General features: G+C 48.4%; 9 protein-coding genes, 1 tRNA gene and 1 other RNA gene. 6 read left to right on the plus strand and 5 right to left on the minus strand.

Translation table 11 applies throughout. The features are described from left to right. Positions 1–22 precede the first annotated feature (22 nt). Positions 23–340: a hypothetical protein gene (locus DXY30_RS08635; protein WP_115094489.1), complete on the plus strand. Its 318-nt coding sequence runs from the start codon at positions 23–25 to the stop codon at positions 338–340. A gap of 3 nt (positions 341–343) precedes the next feature. Here the strand turns inward: DXY30_RS08635 and DXY30_RS08640 are convergent, their stop codons facing one another. Further along, the gene (locus tag DXY30_RS08640; RefSeq protein ID WP_115094958.1) at positions 344–1,717 is read right to left on the minus strand and encodes a cation:proton antiporter; all 1,374 of its coding nucleotides are present in this window, start codon (positions 1,715–1,717) and stop codon (positions 344–346) included. A gap of 213 nt (positions 1,718–1,930) precedes the next feature. Between DXY30_RS08640 and DXY30_RS08645 the strand changes: the two genes are divergently transcribed. After that, a complete protein-coding gene (locus DXY30_RS08645) occupies positions 1,931–4,453 on the plus strand; it encodes a glycogen/starch/alpha-glucan phosphorylase (protein WP_115094490.1) in 2,523 nt (840 codons plus the stop codon). A 258-nt stretch (positions 4,454–4,711) separates the two neighbouring features. On the opposite strand, the gene DXY30_RS08650 is transcribed toward DXY30_RS08645, so the two are convergent. The 3 genes from DXY30_RS08650 to DXY30_RS08660 all read right to left on the minus strand — a co-directional run bounded on the left by DXY30_RS08650 (position 4,712) and on the right by DXY30_RS08660 (position 5,705). After that, positions 4,712–5,176, minus strand: a complete 465-nt coding sequence (locus tag DXY30_RS08650) for a hypothetical protein (protein ID WP_115024820.1) — start codon at positions 5,174–5,176, stop codon at positions 4,712–4,714. Between the two features lie 37 nt (positions 5,177–5,213). Next, positions 5,214–5,540 (minus strand): hypothetical protein, encoded by a 327-nt coding sequence (locus DXY30_RS08655; protein WP_115094492.1) that lies wholly within the window; start codon positions 5,538–5,540, stop codon positions 5,214–5,216. Positions 5,541–5,631: 91 nt separating this feature from the next. Then, a tRNA-Arg gene (locus tag DXY30_RS08660) sits at positions 5,632–5,705 on the minus strand. 39 nt (positions 5,706–5,744) lie between these two features. Here DXY30_RS08660 and rnpB point away from each other — a divergent pair. From rnpB to DXY30_RS08680, 4 genes are all read left to right on the plus strand, one after another. Then, an RNA gene (rnpB, locus tag DXY30_RS08665) (RNase P RNA component class A) lies at positions 5,745–6,134 on the plus strand. A 174-nt stretch (positions 6,135–6,308) separates the two neighbouring features. Next, positions 6,309–9,197, plus strand: a complete 2,889-nt coding sequence (locus DXY30_RS08670) for a polysaccharide pyruvyl transferase family protein (protein WP_115094495.1) — start codon at positions 6,309–6,311, stop codon at positions 9,195–9,197. Beyond that, positions 9,190–9,987 (plus strand): class I SAM-dependent methyltransferase, encoded by a 798-nt coding sequence (locus tag DXY30_RS08675; protein ID WP_115094497.1) that lies wholly within the window; start codon positions 9,190–9,192, stop codon positions 9,985–9,987. The genes DXY30_RS08670 and DXY30_RS08675 overlap by 8 nt, the downstream gene beginning before the upstream one ends. Positions 9,988–9,991: 4 nt before the next feature. Then, positions 9,992–11,491, plus strand: a complete 1,500-nt coding sequence (locus DXY30_RS08680; RefSeq protein ID WP_137006830.1) for a class I SAM-dependent methyltransferase — start codon at positions 9,992–9,994, stop codon at positions 11,489–11,491. Positions 11,492–11,503: 12 nt separating this feature from the next. On the opposite strand, the gene DXY30_RS08685 is transcribed toward DXY30_RS08680, so the two are convergent. After that, on the minus strand, positions 11,504–12,250 hold the full coding sequence (locus DXY30_RS08685) for a class I SAM-dependent methyltransferase (RefSeq protein WP_115094502.1): 747 nt from the start codon (positions 12,248–12,250) through the stop codon (positions 11,504–11,506). Between the last annotated feature and the right edge of the window lie 17 nt (positions 12,251–12,267).

A 12,267-nucleotide genomic window follows, 5' to 3' on the forward strand; every position in this document is an offset into this window, starting at 1 on the left:
GGCAGCAGTTTCGGGGAACTGGATGCAGGAGACCGGTGTATTCATCAGCCCACTCGCCGATGGGGGGGTGTGGCGGGGTGCCCTGCTCTGGGCCATTGCCCTTTACATCCCCTTGAGTGCACCTCTGGCAGCGTTCGAAACCAGCCTGGCGGATGGCCCCCTGCCGCAGCTGTGGCGCCAGATTGTGCTGGTGACCAGCAGTCTCCTGCTGGCGCTGGTGGTGGGATTGATCACCCAACTGCTTGCCAGCTGGGCTCTAGGCCCAGGCTGGGCTTCCAGCCTGGCGGCCATCGCCATTGGCTGGAGCCTGCTGTTGGTTGCCGTCAATCGCGAGGATTAACGCTTAGTTGCCAGCCAGTGGATCAGCAGCAAATTCTTCAGGCACCTGATTGCCATCCTCGGGGGGCTTGCCTTTCAGAACGATGCGCAGCAGCACCGGCGCCAGGAAGGTGGTGCCGATCACCATTAAAAGAATCGCCGCTTCAAGGCTGGGGCTGAGCAGACCGGAGGCGGTTCCCAAGCCCAAGAAAATCAAGCCGACTTCGCCTCGGGGCATCATTCCCAGACCCACCACCAGATGGTTGGTCTTTTCCTTGCCAAAGATGGCCCAGCCGGCGGCCACCTTGCCGATGATCGCCACCACGAACAGGAAGGCCGCCACCACCAGGGCGGAACGGGCACCGGGTTCAGAGGGATTGATGACTGACAGATCCATGCCGGCACCCACCAGCACAAAGAAGACGGTGGCGAAAAGCCCAACGATGGGGGTCACCGCCGCCTGAATCTCGTGGCGGTGCTTAGAGGTGCTGGCAATGAGACCAGCAGCGAAAGCCCCGAGCGCCGCTTCCAGACCGATGGCAGACGCCACAAAGCAGCTAGCGGCGAGCAGCAGATAGGAACCAATCAGTTTGGCGCCGGGGGCCTTGAGTTGATCAATCACCCAGTCGAATGCGGGGGCAGCCTTCTGGCTCAACAACAGGGCCACCACCACAAACAGCACTGCTGCCACCACCAGCTGAACGATGGGGCCGACCTCCAGGCTGCCGCCGGCCGCCAGGGACACCACGATGGCCAAGATGACGATGCCGAGGATGTCATCGAGCACGGCAGCTCCAATCACAATCTGGCCCTCCCGGGTGCGCAGATAACCCAGTTCACCGAAAACGCTTGCGGTGATGCCGATGCTGGTGGCCGTCATCGAGGCACCGGCAAAAATCGCTGGGATCGCATCCACATGGAAGATCGCCATCAGACCAAGGGTGCCGAGGGCGAAGGGCAGCACCACACCCACCACAGCGACGCTGAAGGCCTGGGCCCCCACCGCCATCAGTTCCTCCAGCTCACTCTCCAGACCGGTGAGGAAAAGCAGGGAGTAGAGACCCAACGTGGCCACCGCCTGGAGGGCTCCGAAGCTCTCGTTGTAGAGGGCAGGGATTTCGTCTACAGGCACATGCGACAGGCTGGAGACCACCTCTGAGAAGGCTCCTGAGAGTTGCACCTGAGTCTCCGGCGGCACCAAAAGATGCAGGCCCGAGGCACCAATCAGCACCCCAGCCAGCAGTTCACCAAGAATGGTCGGCAGCTCGAAGCGCACCAACACTTCCGCGAGGGAACGGGCCGCCACAAAGATCAGCATGAAGCGAAGGACGCCGATCAGCGTTTCCGCCAATTCGAGGTCATGGCTGCTGATTTCGCTCAGCAGGGTGGGCAGCAGCATCACGCCGGGCATCTCTCACGCCGAACCTTAGTGGTGATTCCGCCGACGAACTGTTCGCTGGACGATCCCAATTGACCGGGAATGCTGTAGAAGCACGCTTTTTTGCAGGCAGCCCCAGTTGTGATCGCTACGGTCCGGGTAATTCATCGAGTTGGGCTCCGAGCACCCCTGGCCTGTCGGTGATTCCACGCTCCTTGGCTCGCTGCCCCCCCCATGACCACGTCCCAACCGTTCGATCTGCGTCTGCCGACCCCCGGCTGTCACAACGACCCCGAACGCGCCGGCCTCGATGCCAAGAGCGTGTTCGACGGCATGACGGAGCACCTGTTCTTCACGCTCGGCAAACTCGCGCCCACCGCCAGCCGCCATGACCTCTACATGGCCCTTAGTTACGCGGTGCGCGACCGCTTGATGATGCGATATCTGGCCACCACCGAAGCGATGCGGGCCCGCCCGCAGAAATCGGTGGCCTACCTGTCGGCGGAATTCCTGATCGGCCCGCAGCTCCACAGCAACCTGCTGAACCTGGGGATCCAGAAGGAGGCCGAGGAGGCACTCAAGAATTTCGGCATCGAGTCGTTGCAGCAAATCCTTGATGTAGAGGAGGAACCGGGTCTGGGCAACGGCGGTCTCGGTCGCCTGGCGGCTTGCTACATGGAGTCGCTGGCGAGCCTGAAGATCCCGGCCACCGGTTACGGCATCCGCTACGAGTTCGGCATCTTCGACCAGCTGATCCGCGATGGCTGGCAGGTGGAGATCACCGACAAATGGCTCAAGGGTGGCTGGCCCTGGGAACTGCCGCAGCCCGATGAAGCCTGCTTCGTCGGCTTCGGTGGCCGCACTGAGAGCTATATCGATGACAAGGGCAACTACCGCTCGCGCTGGATCCCAGCGGAGCACGCGATTGGCATCCCCCATGACGTGCCGGTGCTGGGCTACCGGGTCAACATCTGCGATCGGCTGCGACTCTGGCGTGCCGATGCCACAGAAAGCTTCGACTTCTATGCCTTCAACATCGGCGACTACTACGGCGCCGTAGAGGAAAAGGTGGGCAGCGAGACGCTCTCCAAGGTTCTGTATCCCAACGACGGCACCGACGAAGGTCGGCGGCTGCGCCTGAAGCAGCAGCACTTCTTCGTCAGCTGCTCACTGCAGGACATGCTGCGCAGCCTCGATAACCGAGGACTGGCCGTCGAAGACTTCGCCAAATACTGGACGGTTCAGCTCAATGACACCCATCCGGCCATCGCCGTGGCAGAGCTCATGCGCCTGCTGATCGATGACCGGCATCTGGAGTGGGACAAAGCCTGGGATATCACCTCACGCTCCGTCGCCTACACCAACCACACCCTGCTGCCAGAAGCTCTGGAGAAGTGGGATCTCAACCTGTTCAGCAGCCTGCTTCCCCGCCATCTCGAGCTGATCTACGAGATCAACAGGCGCTTCCTGCAGCAGGTGCGACTGCGCTATCCCGGCAACGACGCGATCCAGCGCAAGCTCTCGATCATTGATGAAGAGGGCAGCAAAGCGGTACGCATGGCTCACCTGGCCACAATCGGCGCACACCACGTCAACGGTGTAGCAGCTCTCCACTCCGATCTGGTGAAAACCGACCTGCTGCCAGAGTTCGCAGCGCTATGGCCTGAGAAGTTCACCAACGTCACCAATGGCGTCACCCCGCGGCGCTGGGTCGCCTTGGCCAACCCCGAGATGTCTGCCCTGCTGGATGAGCACGTGGGACCAGACTGGGTCTCCAACATGGAGAATCTGCGCAAGCTGGAGGAGCGGCAGAACGACCACGGCTTCCTCGAGCTCTGGGGCAACACCAAGCTGTCAGTGAAGCGCAAGCTGGCCACCTACATCCACCGGAATACAGGCGTGCTCGTGGATCCCGCCAGCCTGTTCGACGTGCAGGTGAAGCGCATCCACGAATACAAGCGGCAGCACCTCAATGCCCTGCAGGTGATTACCCAGTACCTGCGGATCAAGAACGGCCAGACCGATGGCATGGCACCTCGCACTGTGATCTTCGGCGGCAAGGCCGCTCCCGGTTACTACATGGCGAAGCTGATCATCCGCTTCCTCAACGGCATCGCCGACACCATCAATGCCGATCCCGACATGGATGGCCTGCTGCGGGTGGTGTTCCTGCCCGATTACAACGTGAAGTTGGGCGAGCAGGTCTACCCCGCCTCCGACCTGTCTGAACAGATTTCCACTGCCGGCAAGGAAGCCTCCGGCACCGGCAACATGAAGTTCGCCATGAATGGTGCCCTCACCATTGGCACCCTCGATGGCGCCAATGTGGAAATCCGAGACCTCGTCGGTGCCGAGAACTTCTTCCTGTTCGGGAAGACCGTGGAGGAGATCACAGCTTTGAAGCAGAGCGGCTACCGCCCAAGCGACGTGGTCGCCGCGCTGCCTGAACTGCAAGAGGCCCTGCGGCTGATCGAGATGGGCCACTTCAGCAACGGCGATGGCGAACTGTTCCGCCCTCTGCTCGACAACCTCACCGGCAATGACCCCTTCTATGTGATGGCCGACTACGCCGACTACCTCCGGGCCCAGGAAGCAGTCAGCCACGCCTGGAGCGACAGGATGCACTGGAATCGAATGTCGCTGCTGAACACGGCTCGCACAGGGTTCTTCTCCTCCGACCGATCCATCAGTGAGTACTGCAACAACATCTGGGCCGTGGATCCACTCAACGTGGAGATCACCTGCGACGTGCGCTAATAGGCGAGCTCTGCCTGGTGATCAATCTGGGCAGTTCAAGCCTCAAGACGGCCCTGGTGGACTCCACCGGGGCTTTCGTCTGGAATGAGGGACAGGATCAGAACACATGACCTGCAGCTTCAAGAGGAACTGCGACAGGTCTTGAGCTGGTGGGGAGACTTTGACGTGATTGTGGTTCCCGCCGATGAAGCAGGAATGATTGCTCGGTTATGCCGGCGCCACAGCACACCTAACAACTCCTCTAAATGCACAGCTGGATCAGCTGCGATCGGGCAGGTCCGGCGTCTGATGCAGCAGGCGGTTCAGCCGCAGGCGGTCAACATTCAACGGGTCTGGAGCCAACTCACCGGCCAGTTCGCGGAACTTCTGTTCGATCTCCTCAGGGACGCGAACATCAAACACACGTTCCATCAAGGCCTCGATCGAGAACAGATGGGCGTTGATGTTCTCCAGATCAGCAATGGCCTGCTGAAGTGAATCTCCCGATTCCTCGGGCAGTGGGGAACTCGGTGCTGCCGGCTTGGCAGCTGCATCAGCGGTCTGGCGGGAGCTGTGCTGTCTCTGGAGATCTTCCAGCACCCGGCCCGAAAGAGTTCGAAACGATTGGAGGGCTGCCCAGTTGAGCTCCTGCTGCTGACGAAGCGTGGGCGATTCACGGATCAGCCGGTCATGCTCCCGGTAAAACCGTTGGCAATCCGGGCACTGGCAGGGCTCTTCCGGCAATGCAGTCCCTCGCGGTCATCTCCCACTATGCCACCGATCAAGCAGCCTGCTGTCCCAGATCTTCCTCAGGTTGAGGGCCATCCTCTCCAGCCGTGTCAGGCAGTGGGATCTCAATGGAGGAGACCACACCGATCACATCCCGGAGCCGCATCGAATCGGCAAACCATCCCATGGCCTGTTCGGTGTCACACCGACGTTCGGCATCACTGGCTTGGTCCTCATGAGCTTCAGCCAACAGAGCCAGCCAGCAGAGGCAACGGGCCTGAACCACCGATAGTTCCAAATCCGTGGGCTGGGTCTCCGCAATCCGCTCGCTTTCCTGCTGCACCAACAGACGCAGACGTAGATCGTGAAGCTGGGTCATGGCACCCACACGGTTGAAGCAACCCTAGCGGTGGTGAGCGATCTGCCCACCCCACCAGATGTAGCGTTAACTACTTCTTCAGCGATCCTCACGGGGCTGGCGGGACTCGAACCCACGACCTACGGTTTAGGAAACCGTCGCTCTATCCAGCTGAGCTACAGCCCCAGACCTCTGAATTATGCCCACGAGGCATGATGAGATCTGAAAGTAGGCGAGGTGGTTGCGGCCGATCTCTTTGAGTGTCGGCTGAGGAAAGTCCGGGCTCCCTGATGGCCAGGCTTGCTGGGTAACGCCCAGTGCGGGTGACCGTGAGGAGAGTGCCACAGAAACACACCGCCGATGGCCGGTTCGCCGGCACAGGCAAGGGTGCAAAGGTGCGGTAAGAGCGCACCAGCAGCATCGAGAGGTGCTGGCTCGGTAAACCCCGGCTGGGAGCAAGGCCAAGGAACGACGGCTGGCCATTGGCCCCGTTCCGCTTGAACGCGCCGCTTGAGGCCGTCGGTAACGGCGGTCCCAGATAGATAACCGCCCACCCTCTACAGACCAACCTCTGCGGAGGAGTGAACAGAACCCGGCTTATGCCCTGCTTTCAACCATTAAAGATTGAAGATAAAATCAAGATGAGAAGTCAGACTCAAGCGGAAGGAGGCCTTGTCGACTGGGGCGGGAGAGTTGAATATAAAAAGTAAAATATCAAATTGCACAAGTAAGCGAGTACGAAAAATAAGCTATCCGAAAGTCAAAACGACACCCAAACTCAATAAAAAAATGGTTTCTCAACGCAACGAGAAGTCAAAAAACAAAAGGATAGCAATTGTGGGAACATTTGATGTGGAAAATTATGGTGACTTACTTTTTCCAATTATTGCAGAAAAGAAATTGAGAGAGCAAGGATGGGATCTGACAATAGTTACGCCAACGGGAAACGAAGTTTCTTACTCAGACTGCAAAAAGGGAATCAGCATTGAGGAGTGGGCCAAAAATATTAACGATTATCATGCATTAATCATAGGCGGAGGAAATCTAATTCATTGGAATGACTGGGGAAAAGATATCGATGGATACAACGAAGACACCTATAGAAACATATGGATAAATACGTCGGAGATTGCAAAGAGAAACAGCATACCAGTTTTATGGAATGCACCAGGCGCCATGAATCCGAGAGATCGAAAAAAATACATAGAAAGAGCCATACATAGCATAAAGTCATGCGAGTACATCTCTCTTCGAGATGGATATAGCGCAAGAGTCATCAAAGAATGGACGGGAAAAGATGCATATGTGGTACCTGATACAGCCAATGAAATTGAAAACTTGTGGAGCAAAAAAGAACTGGAGCAAGAATATGAGAAGATAAAGAATAATATCCGGACAAATGAAGGCCAAATACTTATATCGGTTCATTGCAAACGAAGAAGTATTCAGGAGATGGGTGAAGACAAATTCACAGCGTTACTAAAAAGAAAACTTGAAGAGACGAACAGCAAAGCATTGCTGTTGGCCCTAGGAAGGTGCCATGACGATCATATAGTAAATCAGCAAATCAAAGAAAAAATACCCGACAACAGCATAGACCTAAGTGAATTAACATCTCTAAAACAAATTGCGACAATCATTGCATGCAGTAAGGCATATATTGGGTCTTCGCTACATGGTGAAATAACAGCCTGTAACTACGGAACACCATCAAGACTAGTTGCCAATAACGGACTCCACAAATACGAGGGACAAACGATATTTTTGAACAATAACGTCAATATTGTAAATAACTGGGAAGAAGCAATTGAAAGCATACCTTGGCTATTGCAAAGCAAAACCCCCGAGGCAAATCCAAATATGAAGAAAATACTGGAGCAACACTGGAAGAAAATAATTGACATAATAGAGGAGGGATCTATGCATCTAAACAAAAGGGATAGGGATTCGAACGTGGAAATAGAAAAAAAGACCGAACACAAGGAACAGATCGACCCAACAGGGGATGCAAACGTGGAATATAGAATTCGAATAGATCAACTACTGAATGAAAACAGGCTTGATGAAGCAATGGAAGAAACAGAGATTGAACTGAAGAAAGATAAAGATTCAAGCAAAGCAAATATGTCTAAATTGAAGATTTTGATAAGGCAAAACAAGCTAGAGCTGGCATTAATTGAAAGCAAAAAGATATTAAAAAGATTAAATAAAAATCCTTGGATATGTAAATTAAGATTTGAATGCTTGAATGAAGCAGGGCGACCAGAAGAGGCCTTTAATGAGTTTGAGGAGTATTATGATAATGGAAGATGGGAATCAAAAGAACTATATGCAGTGATAAGAGAAGTAATGAGGAAAAGAAGTGTCGATGATCAATACAAACTTCTGAAAGATCTGAATCAAAAACACGAAAACGTATGGACATTTGAAATAGCACTAGCTATGAGAGCATATCAAGCTCATGATCATGAATTCGCATTCGAGTTGTTTGAGAAAGCAAGAAAGAAAGAGAAACTACCGGATTTTGCAATAAGAGTGTTAAGGAAAATAGAGTATGTAGAAGCAATGAGCATCGAAAGGGAAGCAGTAGAAGCCAAAGAAAAATTAAAAGCAAGAAAGGAAGAATTAACTTTCACAGATGAATGCAGACTCTCAAGATTTAATGCAATGGAGGGCAACTTTAAACAAGCAATCACAAGAATAAAAAGTGCAATAATGAGAAGACCTGGAGAAATGCAGGGACTATACATAGCAAATAGGATATTCATGTCAAAGAAGGATGAAAGCGAAATATTGACGATGGCAGTTGAACATGAAAAAAACAATACAACTCAACCATCATGGACACTACAACTTGCACTATTCAGCCTCAAAATGGGCAAAGTAGAATATGCAAAAAACAAACTAAAGTCATTACTTAATGTGGACTCCGAAAAAGGATCAGCCAGAGAAATAATAGAGATGATTGACTATATAAGCCATGAAGACATCGAGGACAGAATACTTGAGGGAAACCAAAACATAAGTATAAATAAGTGCGAGGATGCAAAGGCTACGTTAATAGTATTTGGCAACTTTCTTGGAGCAGCAGGATATCTTCCATTCTACTTATCGAAAAGATTGCTTCAAGGCAGACAAATAAATACGATATATCTAAGAGACCCATATTCCCTTAACTATAGAAAAGGGATACCAGGCTATGGGAAAAATATAGAAGATTTTATAGAGGCAATTGGGAAAGTATGTAATACGTTAGAGGCAACAAAATTAATCACCTTAGGAGTATCTGCATCAGCGTATGTAGGATTAAAATTTGCGATAAAACATCAAGCAACACATCATTTTTCGTTAGCTGGACTATACAAGCCCGATAGCATAAGAATAGGGGGTCAAAAAAGAATTAAAAGACAGCACAAAGGATTATTTGGTGAACCTATAGAATACGAAGAAGTCTATGAACAAGTAGTATCTAAGTCATCCCCAAAGGTTGTACATTTTATTGGTGATAGCTTTAGGCCGGATATAGAAAGGGCAGAAAGCTTAAAAAGTCCGAACTGTAATGTCGTAAAAATAGAAAACGTGGCAAGTCATAATGTTATTATGCGGGCTGTTACTTCTGGACTGCTGATGCGGGAGTTAGATAGAGCATTAGAAACCAACGAAATAAATTATGAATAGCAAATTTAGCGAACACATTGAAGATAGATTAAAGAATTGGAAAGAAGAAGATTTGGTCGGATATTGCTCAATATGCGGACATTTTGGTTTTTGGCAAAGGGGAGATGGAAAATCCTTTAGAGAATCATACCAGTGTGAAAAATGTCACTGTGCTCTACGATGGAGGGATCAAGCATCGTTGATTGTCGACAACTTTAGTGATGGAAGAATTAGCAATCTCGAAGCGATGGTAGAGTTAGGTTATATGGACGGTTTAGATATATATGAAATAGCCAATAGGGGCCCATTCGTAAAAAGATTGAATAAACTGGAAAGATATACACAATCATACTTCCAAGAAAATATGGAGAGTGGAGAAATAAATGAATTAGGAATAAGGAATGAAGACATTCAAAATTTATCGTTTGATGATAAATCATTCGATCTTATAATATCCAGTGATGTAATGGAACATGTTGAAGACTACAAAAGAGCATTTAAAGAAATATTAAGAGTATTAAAAGATGATGGGGTTTATATCTTTACTATACCAATTGGATATCCATTTCCAGAAAAAACAGAAACACGAGCCAGAAGAATAGAAGGCCGAATTGAGAATTTTAAGGACAAAAGATATCATATTGGAGGAGATGGATCAAAATGCTTGGTTTATACTGATTTCGGTGCAGACTTAAAGAATATTGTGGAGAAAATGGGGGGGAAACTCAACGCAGTACGAAGAAACTTAATGCATCCTGCCACTATAATTAATATAACCTATACAATGAGAAAGGCGTCACTTTATTATTAAGGGAATGAATACTGAAAAGGTAGAAACGACGGAATTTGAATGTCCAATATGCAAAAGTGTTGCATTTGATGAGCTAAGTTTAAGGTGCTTGGGTTGCAGATCTGTTGAAAGGCAAAGGTTATTATATTTAGTAATTACATCCAGAATGAAAATAGATAAGGGGGCAAATATACTACTGATCGGCAAAAAAGAAGATATAATAGAAAAAGCAATCAGAAAAAATGGGTGCGAGAATCTAATGGTCATGGATATAGATTGCTCCATCAAACAAATTGAAGATAAGTACAATACAATTAATGATAGTCTGGGGAAATTAGAAGAATGTAGTTTTGACTTGATCATTCATAGCCATATAATTCAAAAAGTAGCAATAGATCTTAATAGCTTCATTAAACATAGTTTTAGACTATTAAAACCTGACGGACTACATATATTTACTGCACCCGCAAGAGAAATGCATGCCGAGTTAGAGAAATCTGAAACGATCAATGAGGATCAATGTTTAAAATTATTTGGACACAGAGATCATGTACGAATAATTGGGTTAAACGACATGGAAAGCAAGCTTAAAGCTCAATTTAACAATAAATCCTGTCTTATTGAACCATACCATGAGATTGATAGAGAAAAACTTAGACTTTCAGGTATATCTAACAAGACTTGGTTTTCAGGTAATGGCGGACGACCTAAAGTATTCTGTGCCAAAAAACATAATAAATTGAGGAAAATATATTCAACTGGAAGTGTAAACGCTGACAAATACACTTTAAAGAGAATTAACATGAATACTTACAATTATTTTGGAAGAGAAATTATTCAACATATGAATGCTCTCGATAAAATTAAACGTGACAATCCATGGCCCGATATTAGTGATGTCAAGCAGGCTCCGTTCGTGCTGGCTTTAGGGTTAGGACAGGATGCAGGGCGACATCTCATAATAAATAAAATTCGAGAAGCTGATATCAAGTTAATGATAGAAATAGGAGTATTTCTGGGGGGATCGACAATTCAGTGGCTTGAGAGTAAAAATAATCTACAGGTCATTGGTATTGATCCATGGTCAGATAGTTGGGGCGGGTACATATACAATATGATTGGGTGCCATAATATGTCAACTCACGTCAATCAATTTAGCATTGAAGAACTAAAAAGTATTGTCAAGTCATTGGACAGACATGGTAATTACAAGATCGCACTTAACAACCTACTAAGATATAAAGAAAGATTTATACCAATAAGACAATATTCTCCCAGGTCACTTGTCTATTTAAAAAAACATGGCATTGAGCCTCAGCTGATATACATAGACGCATTTAAACGAAAAATTGATCTAGAGGTAGCATATGCGTTATTCCCAAATTCAGTTCTGTGCGGGGATGATTGGCAGTGGAAGGATGCAAATGGTGAATTTGGTATGCAGAAGATTGTAAAGGTATTTGCATCTAAATATAATTTTGAGATTGAAGCCGAAAGGCAAACATGGATCTTACATAGGCGCTAAAAAAGGAGTTTCTTACAGCTTAGAAAGCACAGTAAATCTATAGTCGGCAACTACCTTGCTTATTTCTCTAGCATAAGGCTTAAAACTATTATTCTCCAAAAAACTAACAAAAGGTAGGACAGTTGATTCATAAATACTATAGTCACTGACTATGTTAAAGCCAAATAATTGAAATTGATTGGCATACTCGTGATAGTCATGAATTAAATTCTCTCTAGGAATAAATGATGACGGTGAATGGCCAATAATATCGGTCAGAATCAAGAGTCCGTCTTTTACCAGAATTCGATGGGCCTCGGCTAAAAAAGAAGCTCTAGAACGAAAGTGCATAGCTGATTCAATGGCATTAACAACATTTATGCTGGTAGAAGGAATTGGCATATTGATAGCATCTGCACAAATGAAAGTTAGATTAGAAGCCGATCGATATTTAGATTGTGCGTAATAAATCTGACGTTTTGAATAGTTGATGCCTATCGTTTTGGAAAAAGGGAAGTTTTTAGAAATTAAATAAGTGGATTCACCTAAGCCGCAACCTACATCAACTATAGAGCTCTTATTGCTATGCATGGAAGTAGCATCAATATGTAATTCAACAAGTTTATAAGAAGCCTGCTCCAAAGAAGTTCCAGTATCTAAACCAAACCAATAACCATAATTATATAGATCACTAGTTCCGTATAAACGCCTAACGCGTTCATTGAAGATGGTTTTATCGTAATCGTATGGATCTAGTTTTAAAAGATTGTCATGTTCCATGAAAACATGTTAGCATG

It is taken from the genome of Synechococcus sp. UW106, from assembly GCF_900474015.1.
GTDB lineage: Bacteria > Cyanobacteriota > Cyanobacteriia > PCC-6307 > Cyanobiaceae > Parasynechococcus.